This window comes from Natrinema ejinorense (assembly GCF_002494345.1).
Lineage (GTDB): Archaea > Halobacteriota > Halobacteria > Halobacteriales > Natrialbaceae > Natrinema > Natrinema longum.
On the sequence record NZ_NXNI01000001.1, the window covers coordinates 1,726,177 to 1,750,884 of the forward strand.

The following is a 24,708-nucleotide window of genomic DNA, read 5'->3' on the forward strand; positions in this document are numbered from 1 at the left end:
GTTTATGATGTTCGATCGTGTTAGTTAGAACGCTTTCGAATTTCGGCGGTTCGTGTTCCCGAGTAGACGGGTTCGTCGTTCTGGTTGAACGCGATGTGTTCGAACGTCACCGTCCCCGCCTCGTCGCTCGAGGCGTCGTCCTCGGCCTCGATGACGCGCGTGAAGGCGTAGACGGTGTCGCCGACGGCGACGAACGTGTGGAACGATTCGTCGTCGAAGCCGACCTCGCGCCAGGTCTGTTCGTCCGAGCGGGCGTGGCCAAGCGCCGTCGATCGGGTCACGTCCCCGTAGGTGACGATGTTGCCCGACGGCGAGTCGCTCATCACGTCGACGTTGTGGTGTTGTTTGGCCGTGTTCAGCGTCGCCAACGGAAGCGAGGCGACGGTCACGTCGTCCTGCGTGCGGCCGCGCTCGTGGCGGTAGGCGACGGCAGCGTTCTCGTCGTCGGCTTGCTCGAGGGCGGCGACGAAGTCCTCGTAGTAACCGCCCTCGGGCGCGATGAACTCCTCGGGGAGGTCGGGTTCGTCCTCGTCCTCGGCAGCCGCTGTGCCGCTTCCGTCGGTCGCCATCGGCTCGCGACGCGGGATCATGTTCGTCCGCTCGTAGGAACAGAGCACGTCGCCGGTCTCGGCGTCCGTGCCGCGGGTGCGCCAGGAGACGATGCCGTACTCGGGTCGGGAACTCGAGGTCGCACAGTTGACGACCTCGCTCTCGACGTGGAGTTCGGTGCCCGCGTAGACGGGTGATTCGGGGAACCGTACGTCGGTCCGTCCGAGGAAGTAGCCCCCCTTCTCGCTGAGATCCTCGACGGTGATGCCCAGCGTCGCCGCGGTCAGATAGTCCGGGTGGATCGGCGGTTCGTCGAACCCGCGGTCCTCGGCGGCGTCGGTCCGCCAGTAGGCGGGGTCGTGGTTCAAGGTCTGGCCCATCCACTGTTCGTTGCCCCAGCGGGTGAGGGTGAGCCCGGGATCGTGCTCGATGAGGTCCCCTTCCTCGAAGTCCTCGAAGCAGTTGCCCTTCTCTTTCGTCTCGACTTCCTCGAGTGCCTGTGCGAACGTGTCCGGATCGGTCCAGTCAGTCATCTGCAGTCACCTCGTCGGTCTGTTGCTGTCGGTCCCGCTTGCGGCGGGCGATCGTGCGTCGCATCTCGTTTTCGACGATCATGTACCCCTCGTCGAAGCCCATCCCGGGCTTTGCGAGCACCTGCGCGGCGTTGGTCGCGAGCGCGACGTGAGCGCAGGCGCGTGCGGAGGTTTCCGTCTCGTTACAGGTACCACCGAGATAGGCGCGGGTGTCGGTCCCCTCGCAGTAGCGGACCGCCTGTCCGCTGCGGTGGATGCCGCCCAGATCGGGCGTTTTGACCTGCACGAGGTCCGCGGCCCCGGCGTCGACGAACGCCTGCACGTCCTCGAAGGTGTTACACCACTCGTCGGCGACGATGTCGACGCCGACGTTGGCCTCGGCGAGCCCCTCGCGGAGCTCGACCATCGCGTCGATCTGGTCGGCGCGGTCGCCGACGTCCATCGGCCCCTCGATCTGGATCGGGTAGGGCGCGGCGGCTTCTTCGAGCGCGGCGAAGTAGTCGACGACCTCCTCGCGGTCGTAGGGGGCACCGAAGATTTCCCCGATCATGCCGTAGACGTCGATGTGGAAGCGGGGCTCGTAGTTTTCCGGGCCCAGTTCCTGGGAGCGTTCGACGAGCCACTCCACGTACTCGAGGAGGACCTCGCCGTTCTCGCCGATCTTCTCGACGCTGTTGATCAGCGCGTGGGGCAGGACGGGAACGCCCTTGACGAACATCTTTTCCGTGTTGTTGTAACGGTCGTCGCCCGATTGGCCGAAGACCGGAACCGGCTCCGTCGCGGGCTCGGTACCGAGCGCGTCGGCCATCACGTCCGTCTTCGTGGTGGTTTCGGCCTCGGCCGCGGCGGCGAGCAGCGCCTGCGAGACGCCGTATCGGATCGCGGTGTGCAGGCGGTCGCCGTCGACTTCCATCTCCTCGAGCAGTTCCGCGTTGTCGAGGAAGTCGGTCGCGTCCCGACCCTCGAGTGCGTCGGCGACGGGCCCTTCGATGACGGGAGCGTACGCCTCGGCCTGGAAGAGCGGGTCGCGCCCGCCGGCCCCGGAGTACTGGACCGCGGCACAGTCGCCCCGCACGACGGTGCCGTCGGCGAGTTCGATATCGACGATGATCGACTCGCCGGCCTGGCGAATCTCGTCGAAGCCGTCGGTAACGGGCTCGCCCTCGTAGGTGAAGCCGTCGTGTTCGGCACCTTGCTTGATCGCGCGCTGGTCGTCGAAGAAGAACCCGGAGTAGCCGGGCGTGGCGTGTATTCCTGTAATCTCCATTTAGACGTCACCCTGGGGTCGACCGATGAGTTTTCCGTCGCTGATCGCGTCGACGTCGTCCGCGACCATCCGGAACGACTGATCGCGGCCCTCGGTGTCCGCACGCTGGGACAGTCGGGCTCTGTGAATCTCCTTGATGTCGTCGTCCATCGCGAGGTCGGCCCACTCGAAGATGCGGACGCGGCCGTCGTCGTCCCGTGCGGGAAGGACGGCACCCCGTGCGCTGTCGCTGGGTGCGAAGGGAACGTCGAGTGCGCCGGAGTCGAAGGCCTTGAGCGTCCCCTGAACGACGTCGCCGTCGCCGTGCTCGAAGATGGTGTCCATCAGACAGCGGGTCTCGCGCTCGATGAGGTCCTGTTCCTCCTCGATGCCGTCGATGTCGATCTTTTGCTCGATGGCCATGTCGATGACCTGCCGGGTCGTGCGCAGGCCGGCCGAGTTGGCCTCCTTGGTCGGGACCCCCTGGAACTCCTGGGGCGACTTGGTGATGACCTTGTCCGGCTGGGCGATGGCGGCGGTCATGCCGCCGAGACTGATGACGCCGTTGGCGCGTGCCTCGTCCGGCGGGAAGCCGCCCATCCACTCGTGGAAGACGGTCGTGACGACGACTTCGTCGGGCAGGTACTCGTTGCCCAACTTCTTGAGGGCGTTCAAGGCGGCGACGTCTTGCACGACGTTGCCGACCTGTCCGTAGCCGAGGGTGATCGATCGCACGCCCTGCGTGGCGGCGAGTTTGCCCTCGACAAGCATGACCGCGATCGCGATCGACGGCGGGACCAAGGTCCCCGTCAGCGGACCGAAGGGTTCGCGGTTGATCCGCACGCCGCGTTCCGTGTAGGCCCCCGCGAGTCGATCGACGAACTGCCACTTCTCGATCGTTTCCTCTAACCCGTGGCGTTTCGTGTACGGAATGTTGTAGGAGATCGGGCCGCCCTCGAAGCTCTGGAAGCCGCCGGCGAAGGTGATCGCCGCGAGCAGCCGGGCGTCGGGCGTGCCGTGACGGACCTCGATCGGCGCGTCGACCGCGTCGATCAGTTCGCGGCAGCCGTCGACGCCGTGGTTGACGGCCGGGAAGCCGTTGAGGGTGTCGTCGCCCGTCTCGAGGGCTTTGTCGAGCCCCTGCTGGGCCTTCTCGTACTCGTTGTCGCGCGTGTACGAGTCGATAGTGGTCGGCAGGAGATCGGCCTGTCCCTCTTCGAGAAGGTACTGGAGGAGTTCGATCTGGTCGTCGAGCCGGGGAACGCCGGCTCGTGGCTGGAGGAGGGGCTTGTCGGCCGACTCGAGGACGTCCGCGAATCGCTTGTGGTCCGGAAGCGACTCGTGGTATTCGATCGCGTCCTCGAAGTCGACGTCTGCACCCGTCGGCCAGTTCGACCGGATCTCTTCGTCGATACGCCGTAGCTCGTCGGATGGAATGCGTTCGTCTCGTATCATCTGGGCATCTACGAAGTGATAGTCGCCCGTTCCGACTCCGTCGGTGAGATCTGGAGATCCTCGCGGAGCGCGGCAATCGCGTCCTCAGGGTCGGTTTCGGAATCGAAGACGCGGTCGAAGCCGAGCTCCCGGAAGGTACGGCGGGTCTGCTCGAACTCGTCTTGACCGACGGCGAGGTTGCCGCCGATGTACGTGACCGCGTCGACGTCCGCGTCCTCGAGGACGCCGTGGAATCCCTGGCAGTCCTGCTCGGCGTGGCCGTAGAGCGAGGAGACCAGTACAGCCTCCGCGTCGTGGGTTACTGCTGCCTCGGCGAACTCCTCCTGGGAGGTCTGAACGCCGAGATTCACGACATCGAAGCCGGCTGCACTGAAGGCTTGCTCTAAGATTGTGATGCCAACGACGTGGGCATCGGAGCCGATCACGCCGAGGACGACCGTTTGGGACATCGTATCCGAAACCATGAGCGACCCCCGTATAAACCTAATGATCTTCCATGATAATACTCATTAAAGATCCTTTCACCATCTCAATGTCGAATGATCACACGACCATTGGTACCCGGAGACAACTACATGATCGATGGTAAGGGTTTTGGTAGTGGTTTCGGAAGGGTGGTATACACACATGGGAGCGCTCTCGAACCTTCGCGTTGTGGATCTGACCCAGGTGCTCGCTGGGCCGTACTGCACGATGTTACTCGCGGATCTCGGTGCGGACGTCGTCAAGATCGAACGGCCGGGCGGCGACATGATCCGATCGAACCCCCCGTTCGTCGACGATCCCGAGGAGGAGGCCTACGGCGGCTACTTCCAGAGCGTCAACCGGGGCAAGCGCAGTCTCGAACTGAACCTCGGCGACGAGGAAGACCGCGAGGACTTCCTCTCGCTCGTCGAGGAGGCCGACGTCGTCGTCGAGAACTACCGCTCGGGGACGATGGAGAAGTACGACCTGGGCTACGAGACCTTGAAAGAGTACAACGAGGACATCATCTACTCCTCGATTCGGGGCTTTGGCGACCCGCGGACCGGCGAGACCCACCGACAGGGCCAGCCCTCCTTCGACCTCATCGCGCAGGCGCTGGGCGGCGTCATGGAAACCACCGGCCAGCCCGACGGCCCGCCGACCAAGACCGGGCCCGGCGTCGGCGACCTCTTTACCGCGACGCTGAACTGTATCGGGATCCTCGCCGCCGTGAACCACCGCGAACAGACCGGCGAGGGCCAGTACGTCGACACCGCCATGTACGACTCGATGCTCAGCTTCACCGAACGCGCCATCTACCAGCAGTCGTACACGGGCGAGGCCCCAACCCGGCGGGGCAACTCCCACCCGACGCTGTTCCCCTACAACGCCTTCGAGACCGCCGACGGCTACGCCGTCATCGCCGCGTTCAACAACAACCACTGGGCCGAACTCTGTGACGTGATGGGGCGAGACGACCTCGCCGAGGAGTATCCCACGACCGCCGAGCGCCTCGAGCACCGCGATCACCTCCGCGGCGAGATTTCGGAGTGGGCCATCGAGCAGACCAACGACGAACTCGTCGGCCAGCTCGAGGGACTGGTCCCCGCCGCGCCGGTCCAGACCACCGAAGAGATCTTCGAAGACGACCACGTCCACGCGCGGGACATGCTGGTGCCGGTCGAACAGCCCGGTGCCGACACGGACGTCGAGATCGCGGGCACCCCGATCAAAATGAGCGAGACCAACCCCGAGCCCCGCGGTCGCGCGCCGCTGCTCGACGAGCACCGCGAGGAGCTACTGGGCGAGGAGTCCGAAGCCGAGACGGCCGACGACTGAGACGGTCCCCTGTCCCGATGTCCCGGCGCACCCCCAGGGCGGTTGGCGGCTGGGCCGGCACTGACTGACAGGAGTCCGTATGAGGAGCTGTTCTGTACGGACGGCAATCACACGTCACAGATGCAGTCGTGCCCTGCTGACGCGAACTCGAGAACGCAGCCGTGGACTGCCGCGGCAAGTGCGAGGATCGCGTCGGCCTGTTCGGCGGTTGCGGCCGCCTCGCGATAGTATACTGCCGCCCGGTTCGTTTTTCAGAGCGCGAGCAATCGATCGCCGAAGGACTCGCTGAAGAGGTTCATTTCGGCTGCTCGCTCGTAAACCGCGGCGTGGTCGTGCCGAAGGCCGGCACCGGTCGCCGCGTTTCTATGGATGAGGTAGAACTGGATGCTGCGCTCGATCGCGACGAAACTCGTTTCGATGACGACGGTATAGTGTCCGTTCTGCTCGCGAAGCGTCGTCGCCGTCTCGAGCAGTCGACACGCCTTCCGGAGCTGGACGAGTGCCTCGTCGTCAACGTCGAGTCCGACTTCGGGTGATTTGGCCGCGGGTATCCTCGAACACCGCCTCAGTGGCAGTGAGCGCGTCGTCAACGTCGCTCCCGTCCATCAGTGAGCACCTCCGTTTTGAGGGCGGCCAACTCCGACGTGTCGTACACCGTGATCCCGTCGGCGACGATTTCCCGCAGTCGGTCTCGCTGCCTGCTCGCAGAGTCGTCAGATTCGACCAGTACCTGAAACTCGTACCGGTCGCCGTCGAACTGCTCCTCGCCCAGTTCCTGTGCAAGTTCGTGTGCGCGCTTCTGATTCGTCGCGCGTTCCGACCGGACGAGCACGAAACAGTCGATATCGCTCTTTCGATCCGCTTTGCCCCTGGCGACGCTGCCGAACAGCAGAATTCCCGCGACGTCCTCGAGTCGCTCTAGCAGTTCGGAGCGGAGCCGCCGAACGGGATCGTGGAACTCGTCCTGTGGAATCTGAACGATCGGATCGTCGGGTGTACTGAGTCGAGTCCGGTCGATCTGGACGAGTTTCTTCCCGCCCTCGACGCGGGTCGTGACGAGGTCCAGCAACTCGAGATCGTCGACGGCCAGCGAAACGCTTCGATGGGGGCGGTCGACGGCACGGCCGATCTCGCGAATCCCGAGCGCGGTGTGGGGCGTCTCCGCGAGCAGGGACAGGATCGGCCCGCAGGCGGAGTGACGGAACACCTCGTCCGGAACCGGAAGCGAGAGCCGAACCGAGGGTCCGGTTCGGATATTCTAGTTATCCATGGATAAAATTGGTATCCACCCTGGAAAATGAGTTGTGGTCGTGAACAGCGGGTCTCGAGGACCCTCTCTTACCAGTGCTTTCTTAGTGTGACAATTCGAGGTTCGGGGACTGAACTGCGCGCCACGTGGCCGGGAGCGTGTCGCCGCGCGATCCCGCGCGGCGGCACGCGACTCGGGGAAGGGCAGGCCTGCAGCCCCCTGGCGGACTGAAAGGGCGAGGCGGGCTCGCACTGCAAGGGAGTCGCGCTGGCGGCCCTATCCGAGCACCGCGAACGGAGCGCGACGCGATCCGTGAGCGCGCGCGGATATCCGCCAGCGCGGCTGCGGGCGCGCCGAGGGCTTTCGTCGTCTCAGTGCCATCCGAATCACGCGTCTCTCGAGGTTCCAGCGTCCAAAAATACGCTCGAGGCCCGTTTGCGAACCGGCCGGCAGACGGGTGCTGTCGACGATAGGGTGGTGTGTCAGGTGGTTCGACTCAACGCGTCGGCCGGCCGGCTGACCGCCGGGGCTCGAGCCCCGCGGTCACACTTAGCGCTCGCGGTTCATCAGTCCCGGCGAAACGAGGCAGCCACACGGGCCCGCAGTGGCTCGACCGGGGCCGGTCACGGAGACGATGGCGACGGGCGTGCCACAGCGCGGGCAGTCGGGGAGGAACTGCGAGCCGCGGTCGACGGGCTCGCTCTCGTCGCGGTCGACATCGCTCGAGTCGGACGCGATGGTGCTCGTGCCGGACTCGGCAGTACTCGAGCCAGGGTCGACATCGCTCGAGTCAGGATCGCTACACATCGGACTCACCGCTCGCGACTGTGGTTGGCGCTGGGGCTCGTTCCGTCGGGCGATTCGGGTGTCGTGCGGGACGTTTATATCCCGGTAGAATGAACGTAATCATGCTTCGAAATCCCGGCTATGGGATTTGGAAGCAAGTCTCGGGTGTGCACCCACCCGGGGCGTTTTCATCTAGCCCCCTTTTCTGGAGACTGCTTCCAGTTTGGGAGTTTATCTGTTGAAACTTATATCTATTGCAAATACGTTGGAAAAGATCCGCGATCGAGCTCTGCCGACCGCCAGACACCAGCTCGAGATCCTCCCGTCCCGGACTCGAGACCCCCTCGAGCTGCCCGAAACCGAACCCTCGAGCCGGCGTCTCGATCGACGACGGGGACGACGGCCTCGAGTCGGCCACCACGACCGACGGCCGCCACCTCACTGGGTGACGAGCCGGTAGAAGGAAACCGAGTAGACCAGCAGGAACGCGGAGACGACGCTGCTGATCAGCGTCGCGACCGCTCCCGCGGCGATCAGCCCGCCCGTCGAGAGGACGGGCAGTCCCAGCTCCGCGGCCTCGGGCGTGGCCAGCATCGACAGGCCCCCGACGAAGAGGCCGACCAGGCCGCCGCCGACGACCGCCGCGAGCATGTACCCGATCGTCGCCAGGAGGTTCGACCGGACGACGCGGTAACTCCGCTTGAGGCCGTCGAGCGCCGTCTCCCCATCGATGACGATCGCCTGCGCGTAAAACTGGAGGAAGAAGAGGAACACGAGGTAGATGAGCGCGACGATGGCGGCGACCCCGCCCAGCACGACCACCGGGAGCGCCCCCAGCTCCGCGAGGCCGAACAACAAGGCGACGAACCCGGCGAAGAAGAACACCACGCCGAGGATCATGTTCACCACGAGGAGCAACAGATACGCGATCAGGATCTGGACGTAGTGTGCCTTCCCGGCGGCGACGAACGTCCCCAGCGAACTGCGCCCCTCGAGTGCCTCGTCGGCCATGCCGATCATCCCACCCTGGAAGAACGGGGCGGCGACCAGGAGGAGCACCGACGCGCCAAGCGACAGCACCGAGGCCAACAGCGGTCTCGTCGACTGGAGGAGCACCTGGGGGAGCTGGAACGCCAACAACACGATCGCGGGTACCACGAGTGCGGGCGTCCGAACGAGCGCGCCCGGCGACCGCCGAAGGGCCTGAACAACTGCCATATCCTGACTTTTCAACCACCTATACATATAAGTGTGGGAACGACTCGAGGAACGCGGACGCGGGATCGGAACCGACGACGCGACGGGTGGCCGGAGACCCCGCGACCCGAACCGATCCGGATCGATGGCCCCACGCTCGAGGCCCGAACACGGGGTCGACGAGCGGTCGAACGGGCGGCGGAGACCGACCAAAGCGGCGGGCCAGCCGGGCGTCGCCGTCCCAAATCTTCATAGCAGTGTGTGTTGTGCCCCCACAGGGGTGTGCTATCACATGGCATCAACTGACGCGGTACTGGAGCATCACCTGTCGACGTTCGGCGAGCAGGACCTGGCGGGCATCATGGAGGATTACACCGAGGAGTCGGTGGTCGTGACCAACATGGGGACCTTCAAGGGGCTCGACGAGATCGAGGGGCTCTTCGAGGACCTCTTCGCCGAGTTCTCACAGGAGGGGGCCACGATCGACATGGAACAGGAGACCGTCGAAGACGAGTTCGCCTACATCGTCTGGCAGGCCGAAACGCCCGAGAACGTCTACGAGTTCGCCACGGACACGTTCTACGTCCCGGACGACGAGATCCTGTTCCAGAGCTTCGCCGGGAAGCTCTCCCCGAAAGACTGACGCGACAGGCCGGGGGTCACCCCCTCGTCGTCCCGTCGTTCGACGCGCCGTGAGCACCGGCGTTCCGTTCCCGCCTCGGGTGACGATCGGCTGTGAGACTGACTCCTGTCAGCCAGTGCCGGCGCAACTGCGAACCGACTGAGGGTGCGCCGGGCATCGGGACAGCGAACCGTCCGAACTCACGCCCGCTCGAGCGCTCGGCTCGCGGAAACGGACGCATCGCGGTCGATTCGACACACGTCCCGGATCCGACCGCGAGGGGCCACAGGACTGTAGCCGTCCCCGTCCTGTCGCTGCCGATGACTGTCTGGCTCGAGGGAGTGACGGGGGATCCTGCACGAGAATTGAAGTACCGATCTCCCCCTGGTATCGATGGGGTGATCGCCTTGTGCGACCACAACCGCGTTGTGGCCGTGTGCGTCAGCTGCGACTCGGTATACGCAGCGAAGGAGCTCTTGGACGGCCGTATCCGACCCATCGGAACGCCGGCTTGTTCCTGTGGGTCGACGGAGTTCCAAGCGCTCGGGTGAATCGTCCCGCTTGCAAATACGGGCCGTCGGCCGCGACCGACGTCCCGTTTTCGACTGCAGTACACGGGAGCGATGCCGTAAATAAGGAAATAGTATATTACTTCCCGATGCTTACAGTTCCCATGGGATACACTGTCATTGATGCGACGGCCGTCGAACCGAGGGACGGCCTGTCGGGCGACCACTACTATCTCGACGATGCGGTCGATCTGGATCGGCTTTCCGTCCAACTCGTCGAGGCCGACCCCGGCGAGTCGTTCGCGCCGTATCACTCGCATCGGGAGAGCGAAGAGGTGTTTTACGTACTGGACGGCCACCTGCACGTCGAGACGCCCGACGAGGAGTACGTCGTTGCCGGCGGCGAGTGGTTCGCCGTCGAACCGGGCCACCCGCTCCGTCCGTTCAATCCCGCCGATGCCGAGGGCACCGTTCGTGCCCTGCTGTTGAACGCCAAACTCGACGACTTCGATCCGTACGAGCCGGATCGCTGAGACGGGTGACCCGAGGAAAGCGACGCCGGAAGTGCAGTCACGAGCCGCGAGCGCTGAGCGGCGACCCCGGCGGTTCGTCGAACGGACCGACCCGCTACGGCGACGACCGAAACCCAATTCATCCCGCGAGCACCACTAGTCACCCGTGAGAGAACTCGTCTTCGCCCTCGAGTACGATCCCGGAACGAACCCGGTCGCGGACACCCTCGAGTCGCATCCGGAGACGACGGTTCGGTCGCTGTCGTGTCACGTCACGCCCGAGAGCCTCTGGCGGGTCGACCACGCGACCGGGTCCGCGGCGGGGATCGAAGCCCTCGAAGACGCCTACCGCGAGCCGACGTTCTGTGCGGACTGTCTGGTTCGAGACAACTGCGGAGCCGACTGCGAAACGCAGGTCCTCGATCGCGGCAACGACGAACTCGTCGTCTACACCTACTGGGATCGGACGGACGTCTGTACGTCGGTCCCCCACCTCGCCCTCGAGCGCTTGGGCGAAGGGCTGTTGTTCGAGACCTACCGGGAGGGGCGGCGCTACCGCTGGCGGATCGTCCTCGGGAGCGACGCACCGGTCCACGAGTTTTTCGACGCACTCGGCGACGAGGTCGGCGAGTGTACCGGCATGGAGATGCTGCGGCTGACCGACCTCGATCCGGACCGCGACCGACTCGAGGCCGAGGACGCGCTCCCGGCCGAACAGCGGGACGCACTGCGGGCCGCCGTCGAACACGGCTACTACGAGACGCCCCGGCGGATCGACCTCTCCGAACTCGCGGCCGAACTCGACGTGCCGCGGTCGACGCTCTCCTACCGGCTCCGCCGGGCCGAAGCGAGCCTCGCGACGACGTTCGTCGACGAGGACGACTCGCTCGAGACGCTCGCAGCGGGCCACTGATCGGGACCGAGTTTCTCGTGCGACGAAGGGGAAGTTGGCGCACGCCGAATAACCGGTATAGGTAACGAGTGAGTAGGGACAGGTAATGAGTGACGCTTCACCACCGACACCGCCGGGATCGGCCGCTGACGACGCGGGCTCGAGTCGGACCCTCGAGCTTCGCGTCCCCGACATGGACTGTCCGTCCTGTGCCGGGAAGGTAACGAACAGCGTCGAGCGACTCGAGGGGATCGACGACCTCGACGCGCGAGTGACCAGCGGTCGGCTCGTCGTCGACTACGATCCGACCCGGACGAGCGACGACGCGATCCGCGAGCGGGTTCGTGCGGCCGGCTACGAGATCGTCGCCGCGGACACGGAGCTGACGGTCTCCGTCCCCGGCATGGACTGTGCCTCGTGTGCGACCAAGGTCGAAAACGCCCTCGAGGGCGTCGACGGGATCGGAACGATCGAGACCCGACCCACCACCGGCCGCGTGACGGTGACGGTCGACGAGACGGTCGATCCCGAGCGGGTCGTCGACGCGATCGGGGCCGCAGGCTACGACGCGACGCCGATCGGGGAGACCGGCAACGGGATCGGCGACGAGCAACCCGTCTGGCGGAGTCGGCGAGCCGTCATTACGGGCGTCGGTGCCGTCCTCGTGGCCGTCGGGATGGCCCTCGAGTTCGTCTTCACCGGGGCCGACCCGACCCTCTTTAGCGTCGTCGGCCGGAACTACGACCTCTCGTCGCTGCTCTTTATCCTCACTGCGGCCGTCGCCGGCGTGCCGATCTTCCGGAACGGCTACTACTCCGTCCGCAATCGGAGCCTCGATATCGACTTCCTGATGAGCGTCGGCATCATCGCCGCGGTCGGGGCCCACCACCCCTTCGAGGGGGCCACGCTGGCCGTCCTCTTCAGCGTCGCCGAACTCCTCGAGCAGTACTCGATGGACCGGGCGCGGGACTCCCTGCGGGAGCTGATGGATCTCTCGCCGGACACGGCCACCGTCAAGCGTGCGGACGGCTCCGAGGAGACGATCCCGGCGGCCGAGCTGGCGATCGGCGACGTCGTCACGGTTCGGCCGGGCGAGAAGATTCCCGCCGACGGCACCGTCCTCGCGGGCGAGAGCGCGGTCGATCAGTCGCCGATCACCGGCGAGAGCGTCCCCGTCGATAGGAGCGAGGGCGACGAGGTCTTCGCCGGGACCATCGCCGAGTCGGGCTATCTCGAGGTCGAGGTCGAGCAGGCGGCCGAGGACTCGACGATCGCCCGGATCGTCCGGCTGGTCGAGGACGCCGAGCGCGAGGGGACGAAACGCGAGCAGTTCGTCGACCGCTTCGCGAGCGTCTATACGCCGATCGTCGTCGTCCTCGCGATCGCGGTCGCCGCCGGCCCGCCGCTGCTCGTGGACGCGTCGTGGAACACGTGGTTCCTGCGCGGGCTGACCCTCCTGGTCATCGCCTGCCCCTGTGCGTTCGTCATCTCGACGCCGGTCAGCGTCGTCTCCGGGATCACGAGCGCCGCGCGTAACGGCGTGCTGATCAAAGGGGGTCGCCACCTCGAGGCGGTCGCCGAGAGCGACACCCTCGCGGTCGACAAGACGGGGACCCTCACGACGGGCGATCTGTCGGTGACCGACGTCATCCCGCTGGAAGGAGCCGACGAGGACGACGTCCTTCGGCGTGCGAGCGCGGCCGAGCGTCGGAGCGAGCACCCCCTCGGGCGGGCGATCGTCGGCTACGCCGAGGAACGGGGGATCGACCCGGCCGAGCCGGAGGTCTCGGCGTTCGAAGCGCTGACCGGCAAGGGCGTGCGAACCGACATCGACGGAGAGACCCACTACGTCGGGAAACCCGCCCTCTTCGAGGGGCTTGCGGACCTCGAGCACACGCACGCGACGACCGACGGCGGGACGATCCTCGAGTCGGCCGACGCCCGACCGGACTGCGAGCGCGAGGGCTGTCTCGACGTGGCGAGCGACATCGTCCCGACGCTCGAGGCCGAGGGCAAGACCGTGGTGGTCGTCGGCACCGAGGACGGCCCGCTGGGGGTCATCGGCGTCGCGGACCGGGTCCGGCCCGAAGCCGAGTGGGCCGTCTCGCGGCTGCAGGAACGGGGGATCCGCGTCGTGATGCTCACCGGCGACAACGAGGGGACCGCCCGCGCGATCGCCGAGCAGGTCGGGATCGACGAGTACCACGCCGAGTTGCTCCCCGACGAGAAACTCGAGTGGATCGAGCGACTCGACGGCGACGACGGCGGCGATGGGGACGGGAGCCGCGTCGCGATGATCGGCGACGGGATCAACGACGCGCCGGCCCTCGCGACGGCGGGCGTCGGCATCGCGATGGGCGCGGCGGGGACAGATACGGCCCTCGAGACGGCCGACGTCGCGCTGATGGGCGACGATCTCACGCGCTTGCCGTACCTCTACCGGCTCTCGAACACGGCCAACGGCGTCATTCGGCAGAACATCTGGGCGAGTCTGGCTGTGAAGGCCGTCCTCGCCGTCGGTGCGGTGCCCGGCATCGTGACGGTCATCCACGCGGTCGTCATCGGCGACATGGGGATGAGCCTCGGCGTGACGGGCAACGCGATGCGGCTGGCGAACGTCGAGCCGGAGCTCCCGGCGGCTCTGGCCGACGGCGACGGGGACGCGATCGAACCCGCCGACGAGTGACGATCGAAACCCGGTCTCGGTCGACTCGAGCGGCGATATCGGTGGCCAAAGCCGGATACAGGAGGGCCGTCGTCGAGCGATTCTCAGGCCGCCCACGACCGATCGGACCGAGTAGTTTCGGTGAATTACACAGCACTCAGAAGATATATCGCCGACCAGTTCGCTTTCCCGGAGTGGTGCAACCGTCCCAACTACTATGACAGATACATAAGAAGACCAGTGTATGAGACGTGCCCTCCGTAGCCACCTCCTCGGCAACCGGTTTGAGCGAAATCTCACGTTTCTCGCCGCACCTATCGTCTTCTTCGGGACTTTCGCCGCGTACGCGATCGGATTGTTCACCGTAGCGGGTGGGGTCATTTTTCTCCCAGCTACTGCAACGTCCGTCGGGCTCATCGTGGCTGCCACCGTTGGATACCGGCGTGGTGGCTTGATCGCTGCGTGGGTCTCGCTATTCGCCGCCTACCAAGGATTTTACGCTGAGTGGGCGTTCCTCGGACTTTCAAGTCATTCGTTCGTCGGACAACTCGCGTTTCTCCTCGATCCAGTCGGACTTGCGGTCGCTGCAGGCGCGTCGATCGTCTTCGGTACGATCGCATACATCGGTGGTGTCCTCGTCCATCGTGGACGCGATTTCGTACGGCACCGAAACGAACCCACGCAAACGTGAGCGGAGCCGCTCCGATCGGAACGGTCGATAGTAGCAACTGAAGCTCGTACACCAGATCGCACGACGGCGTTGCGATCAGTGTGGAAACCGTTTCAGTTGCGACGACAGTGGCCGCCCGAGTGTCGCAGGCGAGAACGGCCAGTTCGCTCGTGTCCGTCCGGGCTGATCCAGCGCGATCTGTCGTCGGAGGAGAGACGGGGCTCGTTCGTTGCTACTCGTTTGGAGCGCCCGAACTCTCGGGAAGCCACTGCAGGACGGACGGTCGAGCAACGACTGCCCTCCCTCGAGCGGGCAGCCGATGTCGTCAGCGTCGAACTGCCAGCACGACCAGATCGGAGAACGGCGTGTCGTCCGTCCCGCTCCCACCGGCGTGAGCCGACAACTCGTCGAGCGTGAACCGATGGATCGCCTCGTCGTCGTGGGTCAACTTCTCGAGGACCAGCGCCTCGAGGTCGGGATCGGCACCCGACTCGAGCAGGAACGCCGCGATGTCGCCGGGCATCCGGTCGTAGGGTCGCGGGAGCACGAGCAGGTGGCGCTCGCCCACCGCGGCGGCGAGCCTGTCCATCTCCGACTCGAGGTCGCCGCTTTTGTGCAGCGTGACGAACTCGGTGTCCTCCATGGGCGTCCGGGCGCGGCTGGCGGCCACCTGGAGCGACGAGATGCCGGGGACGACGCGGACGAGTCTCGGATCGGCCCCTCGATTCCCCGCCTCCCGCTCGACGGCAGCCTGGACCTTGCCGACGAACTGGTAGCCCGAGTGGTTGGGATCGCCCATCGCGACCGCGGTTCCCGACTCGCCGGCGGCGACGCGCTCGGCGAACTCCTCGAGCGCCTCGGCTTCGTCCCTGTAGCCACAGGTCAGCAGGTCGGCGTCGGTCAGGTCCTCGATGAACTCCACGACGGTCGTGAAGCCGACGACGACGTCCGCCTCGCGGATCGCCCGCTCGCCGCGGGGCGTGAGATACTCCTGATTGCCGGGGCCGACGCCGACGGCGTAGACGGGGTCGTCGGCTTCGGCGGTTTCACCGCCTCCGTCTCGCTGCCCCTCCGGCGCAGCGCCCTCCTCGTCGATATCGGGCTCTGCAGCGTCCGCGGCGAACGTCGCCGGATCCGGTCCCGCGTCGAGGTCGTACTCGTCGCTCATCGGTTCCGGCCGTCCGCGGCCCGCGTCTCCGCGTCCATCTCGAGGTCGATCTCGTCGGTTCGGGCGTCCGTCGCGACGTGGATCAGTTCGTTCGTCAGGGCCGCGGCGAGGCCGCTGCCGCCGCGGCGGCCGCGGTGGGTGATCGCGGGCACGCCGTACTCCTCGCTGACCTCGCGGATGCGCCCGCGGCTCTCCTCGGCCTTGACGAAGCCGACCGGGTTCGCGACGACGACCGCCGGGCGCGTTCCCTGCTCGATGCAGTCCGCCAGCGCCAGCGCGGCCGTGGGCGCGTTCCCGATCGTGACGATCGCGTCCTCGAAGGCGTCCTCCTTGTCGAGTTCGAGCATCGCCGCGGCGGTTCGGGTCATTCCGGTTTCGGCGGCGAGTTCCTTCCCGTGACCGATGGCCTTCGAGACGTCGCAGTCGTGGCCCCGGCCCGTGACGCCGGCTTTCACCATCGTGATGTCCGTGAAGATGTCGGCCGTCTCGAGTACGGCTCGCGCGCCGGCACGAACCGGCGCGTCCTCGTCGGCACCGAGGTCGTCGCTCCCCGTGAACTCGATGAGATGCTGGAACTCGATGTCGCCCATCGAGTGGACCGATTTCTGTCGCACGCGGTCGGCCAGCGTCTCGTCGGGCGTGAACTGCCTGACGATGTCCATGCTCGTCTCCGCGATGTCCATCGCGTTCTGCGTCGTTGCTCCCAGATCGGCGTACTCCTCTTCGAAGTCCTGATCAGTCATCGGGTATCACTCGCTCGGTAGCGGCTATCGGCTGTCGGCCGAATCCGTTCGGTCGCCGGTTCGATTCCGTTAGTCATCGGTCGCTGCCCCCACGGCCTCGTTTGTCGTCCGCGCCTCGAGGTCGCCCTCCACCGCGAGGTTGAGATCGCGCAGTCGGTCGACCGTCTCGTCGTCGGCGTCCCACAGGTCGCGCTCGATGGCCTCGAGGAGCGTGTCCGTGATGGACTCGAGCGCCCACGGGTTCACGTCGCGCATCCAGTCCTGTCGGTCGTCGTCGAAGGCGAACTTCTCGGCGACCTCCTCCCAGATGGTGTCGCTCACGACGCCGGTGGTCGCATCCCAACCAAGCGTCACGTCGACCGTCGTCGAGAGATCGCCCGCGCCCTTGTAGCCGTGGTCCTCCATCGACTCGAGCCAGTCGGGATTGAGCACGCGCGAGCGCATCGCCTTGCGAACCTTCTCCTCGTTCGTGTAGACGTCGACGTTGTCCGGGTCGGACGAGTCGCCGACGTAAGAAGCCGGTTCCGCGCCGGAAATCTCGGACACGGCGGAGATGAAGCCGCCGTGGAAGGCGTACCAGTCCGAGGAGTCGAACTCGTCCTGTTCCATCGTGTCCTCGAGCTTGACCGTCGCGTCGACGCTCGAGAGGCGACGCTCGAAGGCGTCGTGGGCGTCGGACACCCGACCGCGGGAGCCCATCGCGTAGCCGCCCCACTGGACGTAGACGTCGGCGAGATCCGAGCGGTCGTCCCAGTTACCCTCGTCGACGGCCTTGTTCGTCCCGGCACCGTAGCCGCCGGGCCGGGTCGTGAAGACGCGGTGTTTCGCCGCCTTCCGAGCGTCGGATTCGTCGAGTCCTTCCTCGTCCTCGAGTTCCGCCTGCTCTTCCTCGACGTGTTTCTTCACGTAGTTCATTTCGTGGGGTTCCTCGAGGTCGACGACCGCGTCCACGGCGTCGTGGATGACGCCCGCCGCGGCCGGGAACGCGTCGCGGAACAGTCCCGAGACGCGCGTCGTCACGTCGATTCGGGGCCGGTCGAGTTCCTCGAGCGGGATCGGTTCGACGTCGTCGATCCGCCCGGCGTCGGTCCACTGGGGCTCGACCCCAAGCATCGCGAGTACTTGCGCGATGGTCTCGCCCCGAGTGCGCACGGTCGGGGTCCCCCAGGCGACCACGCCGATCTCCTCTGGGTACTCGCCGGTTTCGCTGTGGTGGCGCTCTAAGACGCCCTCCGCGACCTCGCTCCCGACCTGCCAGGCGGCCTTCGCCGGTACCTTGCGGGGGTCGAGCGTGTAGAAGTTCCGCGCGGTCGGCAGCAGGTCGACGCCGCCCCGCGTCGGCGCGCCGGAGCCGCCCGGCGGCACGTACTCGCCCGAGAGGGCGTCCGCGGTTCTGGGGATCTCGTCTTCGGCCCCTTGTACGCGGGGCTGGGCCTCCTCGCAGATGTACGCGAGGACCTCCCGGAGGTCGTTGTGTGCTCCCGACTTCGCGCGCCCGTCGCCGATCGTCTCGAGGTCGACGATGAGCAGGTTGACGTTCACCTCGTCGTCGGGGCCGGCCTCCCGCTCCGAGACCGGGATGTCGAAGTCGTGTTCGGCGAGCGTCTCGATCAGGTCGACGCTGGTCTCGTAGACCTCGTCGGCGGCCTCGGCGTAGGTCATTCCGAGGTCGTCGTCGTACTCGCCGGGCGCGTTCAACATTTTCTCGTAGTCGACCCCCAGTGCACCGGCGACGCTCTCGCGCAGGCTCGGCGCGCCGGGGTTCTCGAGTCGCGTCAGCGCGACCAGATACTCCGTCAGGCGCTCGCCCGCCGGCGGCTCGGACATCGTGTGCAGCCCGAGCCGGATCTGGGTCGTCTTCACGTCCGTGAGGTACTCGTGGATGCGCTCGACGAGTTCGTCGATGTCGACCTCGTCGCCATCGATTTCGCCTTCGGCGAGGCTCGAGCCGGCCTCGTCGGGTCCGCGAACGTCGGCCTTCTCGTCGATCGTCCCCGTGATGCCGAGTTCGACGGCGAGGTCGAGTTCCTCGACTTTCTCCCGCATGAGGGCCTCGAGGTGCTGGCCGTCGTCGGCGCGGGCGTCCTCCATTCCGGCTTCGCGGTACTGGTTTGCCAGTTCCTCGAGTTCCGAGAGTTCGTCGTACGTCCCGGCGTTTCGCATGACGGGCGTCAGGTAGTCGACGATCGCGGCGTAGGAACGGCGTTTTGCCTGCGTTCCTTCCCCCGGATTGTTGACGATGTAGGGGTAGACGTTCGGGATGTCGTCGATCAGCTGGTCGGGCGCGCTCTCGCCGTCGAGCCCGACGGTCTTCCCGGGGAGCCACTCGAGGCTGCCGTGGGTCCCGAGGTGGACCACTGCATCGGTCTCGAACGTATTTCGAAGCCAGCCGTAGAAGGCGTAGTAGTCGTGTGGCGGCTGCAGGTCCGAGTCGTGGTAGACCTTCGAGGGATCCATGCCGAACCCACGGGGCGGCTGGACGGTGACGAGCACGTTCCCGAACTCGACGCCGGGAATCGCGAACGGGCGGTCCGGAACCTCGCCCCACTCTTCGACGATGTTCTCCTGAAACCGCTCGTCGGCGTCGTCGAACCACGCTTCGTACGTCTCCGGTGAGACCACGTCGACCGAGCGGTCGCGCACGTCCTCCGGGGCGACCCACCGGTCATCGAGCGTGAGCTGTGCGGTCAGTTTTTCGACGAGCGACTGCCCGTCCTCTGGTATCTCGTCGCCGAGATCGTACCCTCGAGCGTCGAGTTCCGCGAGCAGATTGACCGTCGACTCCGGCGAATCGAGGCCGAACGCGGTGCCGATCCCGTCGTCGCTGGGCGGGTAGTTGTGGAGGACCACGGCGACCTGCTTGTCCTCGTTCGGCGTGTGGCGCAGTTCGGCCCAGTTGACGGCGAGGCGGGTCGCGTGGTCGATCCGATCCTCGATGGGGAAGTGGTGTTTCGGCGCGGAGCCGATGCCGGCCTCGTCGTCGGTGCGCTCCTTCCCCGAGATGGGGTGGGTAATCACGTTCCCGTCGAACTCCGGCAGTGCGACCGAGAGGGCGAGTTCGAAGCCCATCACGCCCGTATCGCTGGATTCGTAGCGCGAGCGCGAGCGCATCGTGGTGACCGTCTGCAGGACGGGCACGCCGAGCCGATCGAGGAAGACGTCCTCCGCACTGCTTCCTTCGTCGCTGGCGCTGCGGCCGCGCTCGTCCATCGAGAGAGAGAACATAAACGAGGAGAGCACGGCGTCGACGACGGACTGGCCGTCATCGAGCAGCCAGTTGTCGGTCACCCACTCGGCGTCTTCCTGTTCGTCCGTATCGGTGGCCGGGTTACAGAAGATCGGCAGGGCGTTGGCACCCTGTTCCTCGAGCGCCCGGACCTGGGCGTCGACGTAGCGGGTGTTCTCGTGCGTCCAGTGCGATTCGTAGAACCAGACCGCGACCGTCGGCTTGTCGGGGTCGTGAGTTTCGAGGAGTTCCTCGTACTCGATTCCCGGATGGTCGGGGTGGTAGACGCCCTCCGTGGGGAGTTCCGTCGGTTCGTCGTACGCCACGTCCCGACCCTCGTACTCGGCGGCGAGGAACCGACACAGGTTCTCGACGTTGATCGTCCCGCCCTTCTCGAGGTAGTCGTAGACGCGATCCCGATGGGCGTCCGAGACCGTCGTGTCCTCGAACGCGAAGGCGTCACCAGTCGCTTTCACGATCAGCGGGACGCCCGCCTCCGCGAGGGCACCCGTCGCGTAGTCGTAGCCTGGCATGCTGTCTTCGGCACCGTGCAGCCAGAAAATCGCTGCCGCGGCGTCGTGCAATTCCTCGACGAACTCCTCGACGTCGGCCTCGTCCTCGAGGTCGCTCTCCGAGCGGACCTCGAGTTCGACGTCCTCGAGACGCCCGGCGGCCCGGCCGATCGAGCCGAGTTCGTTCTCCGTCGCGGTATATATCCCGATCGTTGTCATCGCGTTTTTAAACCTCTATTGTATTAGCTCAAGTATGGTTGCAAACGCCGGGGGCAAAAAGCTGTCGTCACTCCCCTTTCCGGCGATCGTCGGACAGGACGACTTAAAACGCGTGTTGCTCACCGTCGCGGCCAACGACGGCCTCGACGGGGCCCTGATCGTCGGCGAGAAAGGGACCGCGAAGTCGACGGCCGTTCGGGCGCTCGTCGATCTCCTGCCCGAGCAGCGGGCCGTCGCCGACTGCCCCTACGGCTGTTCGCCCGACGATTCGACCAACCAGTGTGCGGACTGTCGCGACCGCGACTCCGAGGAGTTGCCGATCGAGACGCGACCCGTCCCCCTCGTGACCCTGCCGCTGGGGGCGACTCGAGACCGGGTCGTCGGCACCCTCTCCGTCGAGGACGCGCTGGCGGGCGAGGCCGACTTCGATCCCGGACTGCTGGCTCGCGCGAATCGCGGCATCCTCTACGTCGACGAGGTCAACCTGCTCGACGACCACCTCGTGGATGTCGTCCTCGATGCGGCCGCCAGCGGCGTCAACACCGTCGAGCGCGACGGGATCAGCGTCTCCCACCCCGCGGAGTTCACCCTGATCGGGACGATGAACCCCGAGGAGGGCGATCTGCGTCCCCAACTGCGGGACCGCTTTGCCCTCCAGGCCAGCGTCGAGGGCTGCCGGGAGATCGACGATCGGGTCGAAATCATCGATCGGGCACTCGAGGCCGATGGCGGGAGTGAAACGGACGCCGGGACGGACTATACCGACGAGATCGAGCGGCTCCGCAACGACCTGGCCGCGGCACGGGACCGCCTCTCGAGCGTCGACCTCCCGAGCGATTTCAAAGCCGAGATCGCCCAACTCTGTCTCGAGGCCGGCGTCGACGGCCACCGCGGCGACGTCGCGACCGCTCGAACCGCCATGACCCTGGCCGCACTCGAGGGGCGAGAAACCGTCATCGAGTCCGACGTGTACGAGGCGGCGACCTACGCGCTCCCACACCGCCTGCGGAGCACGCCCTTCGAAGACGAACCGGAGCTCGACGACCTGCTCGAGGACCGGTTCGACGACGGGTCGCCCGACGAGGGGGATGGGGACGGGACCGAAAGCGACGCGGACGACGGTGACGGCGATGAAGCCGACGACGAGTCCGACCCCGAACCCGGGGACGGTGACGAACGCGGTGATCGCGGCGAGGGAAACGGAGACGAGGGCCCCGACGACGGTGCGGACGGTGACGAAGTTGGCGACGAGTCCGACGGCGACTCCGAACCCGAGCAGCGACCGCAGGGCGGCGACGAACCGGCCTCGCCGAATCAGTCACCCGCCGATACCGGTGGGGAGGGGTCGGACGACGACTCGAGCGAGCAGGAGTCGGATGCGGACGAGTCGCCAGCGGACGCCGAGGACGAAACCGGCCAGCCGCTGGTCCCCGGCCAGCAACGCGCCGGCGTGGGCGACGCACGGGCACCGGACCTCGAGACGCCGACCACCGAGCGCACCGGGAACGCGGCAGCGACGGGAACCCGGGCGAGTACGACACCGAGTACGGACAACCGGGGCGCTCGGATCCGCACCGAACCCGCCTCCGGCGACGGTGCGATCGACGCCGCGGCGTCGGTCCGGTCGGCAGCGAGCCGGGGCGAGTCTCGAGTCGCGGACCGGGACCTCCGACAGTCCGTTCGGACCGGCGAGACCGCCGTAACGATCGTCTTCGCCGTCGACGCCAGCGCCTCGATGCGCCCGGCGATGCGGACCGCGAAAGGCGTGGTCCTCGAACTCCTGCGGGACAGCTACGAACACCGCGATCAGGTCGCCTTCGTCGCCTTCGCCGGCGACGACGCCGACGTCCTGCTTCCGCCGACCGACAGCGTCTCGCTGGCGGCTCGGCACCTCAAGGACCTTCCCTCGGGGGATCGGACGCCGCTGCCGGCCGGCCTCGAGACCTCGCGGCGAGTCCTCGAGCGTGCCGACACCGACGTCTCGGTCGTCGTCCTCGTCACTGATGGGCGGGCAAACGTCGCCGACGGGAGCCCGACCGAAGCGACGCGAACCGCGGCACGAGGGCTCGCCGCGAGCGATACTCGCGTGATCGTCGTCGACGCCGGCGACGACTCCCGCGCCGGTCTCTCGGATCTGGTCGCAAGCGAGACCGACGGCGAACTGGTCGACCTCGCCTCGTTGTCGGTCGACACGGTTCGGGCTGCCGCCGAGAGCGCAGCCGACGAGCGCCAGTAGTCGGTCGCTCGAGCGAACGGGCACCGTGACCGAGCGATTCGTGCGACGACGCTCGGGTGGACGGGACGACAGCTCTCGGAACCCCCGAAACGATTGCTCCACTGATCACAACGCTGTCGTGCGATCAGGTGACGTCAGGGGCTACCATACCTCTCGAAATCGAGGGCGTACCAACGCCCCTTTGAGTACCCACGATCGTTTTCCGACGAGAATCGATGACGGGGGAGGAACCAGTGGCCGACGAGGCCGTCGGTGACGGTATCGAATACGGGATCGACGAACAGCCGCCGCTGGGCGAATCGATCGTGCTGGGGATGCAACACTATCTGACGATGGTGGGGGCGAACATCGCGGTGCCACTGATCCTCGCGAGCGCGATGGGAATGACGGAGTATCCCGGCGTGACCGCGCGGTTCATCGGGACGTTCTTCGTCGTCTCCGGGATCGCGACGCTCGCCCAGACGACGTTCGGCAACCGATATCCGATCGTACAGGGTGCGCCGTTCTCGATGCTGGCCCCGGCACTGGCGATCGTCGGCGTCGTGACGGCCGGCGGCGTTTCGGGCGGCTCCGGCTGGGAAACCGCGCTGTTGCAGTTACAGGGGGCGATCATCGTCGCCGCGGTCGTCGAGGTCGCGATGGGATACTTCGGACTGGTCGGCCGACTCCGTCGCTTCCTCTCACCGGTCGTCATCGCGCCGACGATCGCGCTGATCGGCCTGGCGCTGTTCAACGCGCCCCAGATCACTGCGGCGAACCAGAGCTGGGGCCTGCTCGGCCTCACGCTCGGCCTCATCCTGCTGTTCTCACAGTATCTCAACGTAATGCACAGAGCGTTCCGCCTCTATCCGGTCATCCTGGCGCTGGCCATCGCCTGGTTCGTCGCGGCTGCGCTGTCCGTCCTCGGCGTGATCGGCGGGAGCCATCCGGGCTTCGTCGATCTCGAGCGGGTTACGGATACCCAGCCACTGCTGGTGATCTACCCCTTCCAGTGGGGCGTCCCGCAGGTGACGACCGCGTTCGTCGTCGGCATGTTCGCCGGCGTCCTCGCCTCGATCGTCGAGAGCATCGGCGACTACTACGCGGTGGCGAACCTCTCGGGAGCGGGCGCTCCGAGCGAGAAACGGATCAATCACGGCATCGGGATGGAGGGGCTGATGAACGTCTTCTCGGGTGTGATGGGCACCGCCGGTTCGACCTCCTACTCGGAGAACATCGGCGCGATCGGCCTCACCGGCGTCGCCTCGCGATACGTCGTCCAGATCGGCGCGGTCATCATGTTGTTCGTCGGCTTCGTCGGCTACTTCGGCCAGCTGATCGCGACGATTCCGGACCCGATCGTCGGCGGCCTCTTCATCGCAATGTTCGGCCAGATCGTCGCCGTCGGGATCTCGAACCTGCGCCACGTCGATCTCACCTCCTCCCGTAACACCTTCATCATCGGCTTTGCCCTCTTCGTCGGGCTGGCGATTCCGGCGTACATGGGCAACTTCGAGAGTACGATCGCGTTCCGCGAAGCCGTCGGCCTCGAGGCGACGATCACGACGCTGGTCGAGGCGACCGGACTCGCGGCGACGGGTGGCGCTGGCTGGGTCTCGGCCATCGGACTGGCCGTCGTCGACACCGTCTACATCATCGGCTCGACCGGGATGGCCATCGGCGGACTCGCGGCGCTCGTCCTCGACAACACCGTCCCCGGCTCTCGCGAAGAACGCGGGCTCGCGGCGTGGGACCGCGTTACCGAAGACGAGTCCGACTTCGACTCGTTCTGGGACCGCTGGGTTTCGACCGACTCGACCCAGGAGCGGTGAGCCGCGACGCCGGACGCCCGATCGCGCCGGCACCGACTCGAGCGCGCATACGGGTCCGTCACCCGCAACCCGTTATTGTAAGAGCGATCGGGCCTTAGTCGTCGC

19 protein-coding genes are annotated in these 24,708 nt (G+C 66.4%); 7 read left to right on the forward strand and 12 right to left on the reverse strand.

Annotated features, from left to right (window positions below):
* Positions 1-20: 20 nt before the first annotated feature.
* Genes mch through glmS form a run of 4 tightly spaced genes read right to left on the reverse strand, consistent with a single transcriptional unit; the run spans position 21 to position 4,247 of the window.
* Positions 21-1,082 carry a 2-methylfumaryl-CoA hydratase gene (gene mch, locus CP557_RS08550; protein ID WP_097379506.1) on the reverse strand — a complete coding sequence of 354 codons (1,062 nt, stop codon included), beginning with the start codon at positions 1,080-1,082 and terminating at the stop codon, positions 21-23.
* Positions 1,075-2,349, reverse strand: coding sequence for a methylaspartate ammonia-lyase (locus CP557_RS08555; protein WP_097379507.1), 1,275 nt, complete (start codon positions 2,347-2,349; stop codon positions 1,075-1,077). The genes mch and CP557_RS08555 overlap by 8 nt, the downstream gene beginning before the upstream one ends.
* Positions 2,350-3,783, reverse strand: coding sequence for a methylaspartate mutase subunit E (locus CP557_RS08560; protein ID WP_097379508.1), 1,434 nt, complete (start codon positions 3,781-3,783; stop codon positions 2,350-2,352).
* An 8-nt stretch (positions 3,784-3,791) separates the two neighbouring features.
* A complete protein-coding gene (gene glmS, locus CP557_RS08565) occupies positions 3,792-4,247 on the reverse strand; it encodes a methylaspartate mutase subunit S (RefSeq protein ID WP_097379509.1) in 456 nt (151 codons plus the stop codon).
* A 163-nt stretch (positions 4,248-4,410) separates the two neighbouring features.
* Between glmS and mct the strand changes: the two genes are divergently transcribed.
* Entirely contained in the window at positions 4,411-5,586 is a 1,176-nt protein-coding gene (gene mct / locus CP557_RS08570; protein WP_097379510.1) for a succinyl-CoA:mesaconate CoA-transferase, read from the forward strand.
* 251 nt (positions 5,587-5,837) lie between these two features.
* Here mct and CP557_RS08575 read toward each other — a convergent pair whose 3' ends face one another.
* The 4 genes from CP557_RS08575 to CP557_RS08590 form a co-directional block, all read right to left on the reverse strand.
* Complete coding sequence (locus CP557_RS08575; protein ID WP_245852960.1) at positions 5,838-6,176, reverse strand: hypothetical protein; 339 nt, start codon at positions 6,174-6,176, stop codon at positions 5,838-5,840.
* Positions 6,173-6,793: a nucleotidyltransferase domain-containing protein gene (locus tag CP557_RS08580; protein ID WP_245852962.1), complete on the reverse strand. Its 621-nt coding sequence runs from the start codon at positions 6,791-6,793 to the stop codon at positions 6,173-6,175. The genes CP557_RS08575 and CP557_RS08580 overlap by 4 nt, the downstream gene beginning before the upstream one ends.
* Before the next feature lie 591 nt (positions 6,794-7,384).
* Positions 7,385-7,642: a hypothetical protein gene (locus tag CP557_RS08585; protein ID WP_143825059.1), complete on the reverse strand. Its 258-nt coding sequence runs from the start codon at positions 7,640-7,642 to the stop codon at positions 7,385-7,387.
* A gap of 417 nt (positions 7,643-8,059) precedes the next feature.
* Positions 8,060-8,839 (reverse strand): DUF7847 domain-containing protein, encoded by a 780-nt coding sequence (locus tag CP557_RS08590; RefSeq protein WP_211290191.1) that lies wholly within the window; start codon positions 8,837-8,839, stop codon positions 8,060-8,062.
* Between the two features lie 271 nt (positions 8,840-9,110).
* On the opposite strand from CP557_RS08590, the gene CP557_RS08595 reads away from it, so the two are divergent.
* The 4 genes from CP557_RS08595 (at position 9,111) to CP557_RS08610 (ending at position 14,039) form a co-directional block, all read left to right on the forward strand.
* On the forward strand, positions 9,111-9,461 hold the full coding sequence (locus tag CP557_RS08595; protein ID WP_097379513.1) for a nuclear transport factor 2 family protein: 351 nt from the start codon (positions 9,111-9,113) through the stop codon (positions 9,459-9,461).
* Between the two features lie 652 nt (positions 9,462-10,113).
* Complete coding sequence (locus CP557_RS08600; RefSeq protein WP_097379514.1) at positions 10,114-10,482, forward strand: cupin domain-containing protein; 369 nt, start codon at positions 10,114-10,116, stop codon at positions 10,480-10,482.
* Positions 10,483-10,627: 145 nt separating this feature from the next.
* On the forward strand, positions 10,628-11,374 hold the full coding sequence (locus CP557_RS08605) for a helix-turn-helix domain-containing protein (protein ID WP_097379515.1): 747 nt from the start codon (positions 10,628-10,630) through the stop codon (positions 11,372-11,374).
* An 85-nt stretch (positions 11,375-11,459) separates the two neighbouring features.
* Positions 11,460-14,039, forward strand: coding sequence for a heavy metal translocating P-type ATPase (locus tag CP557_RS08610; protein ID WP_097379516.1), 2,580 nt, complete (start codon positions 11,460-11,462; stop codon positions 14,037-14,039).
* A 502-nt stretch (positions 14,040-14,541) separates the two neighbouring features.
* Here CP557_RS08610 and CP557_RS22520 read toward each other — a convergent pair.
* The 4 genes from CP557_RS22520 to cobN all read right to left on the reverse strand — a co-directional run bounded on the left by CP557_RS22520 (position 14,542) and on the right by cobN (position 20,556).
* A complete protein-coding gene (locus CP557_RS22520; protein WP_169924358.1) occupies positions 14,542-14,685 on the reverse strand; it encodes a hypothetical protein in 144 nt (47 codons plus the stop codon).
* A 328-nt stretch (positions 14,686-15,013) separates the two neighbouring features.
* Positions 15,014-15,856: a cobalt-precorrin-7 (C(5))-methyltransferase gene (locus tag CP557_RS08615; RefSeq protein WP_097379517.1), complete on the reverse strand. Its 843-nt coding sequence runs from the start codon at positions 15,854-15,856 to the stop codon at positions 15,014-15,016.
* Entirely contained in the window at positions 15,853-16,599 is a 747-nt protein-coding gene (locus CP557_RS08620) for a precorrin-8X methylmutase (protein ID WP_097379518.1), read from the reverse strand. Before CP557_RS08620 ends, CP557_RS08615 begins: the two co-directional genes overlap by 4 nt.
* A gap of 69 nt (positions 16,600-16,668) precedes the next feature.
* The gene (cobN, locus tag CP557_RS08625; RefSeq protein ID WP_097379519.1) at positions 16,669-20,556 is read right to left on the reverse strand and encodes a cobaltochelatase subunit CobN; all 3,888 of its coding nucleotides are present in this window, start codon (positions 20,554-20,556) and stop codon (positions 16,669-16,671) included.
* 34 nt (positions 20,557-20,590) lie between these two features.
* Here cobN and CP557_RS08630 point away from each other — a divergent pair, with 34 nt between their 5' ends.
* Positions 20,591-22,792, forward strand: coding sequence for a VWA domain-containing protein (locus CP557_RS08630; RefSeq protein ID WP_097379520.1), 2,202 nt, complete (start codon positions 20,591-20,593; stop codon positions 22,790-22,792).
* A gap of 215 nt (positions 22,793-23,007) precedes the next feature.
* Positions 23,008-24,603, forward strand: coding sequence for a uracil-xanthine permease family protein (locus CP557_RS08635; protein ID WP_097379521.1), 1,596 nt, complete (start codon positions 23,008-23,010; stop codon positions 24,601-24,603).
* Positions 24,604-24,708 lie beyond the last annotated feature (105 nt).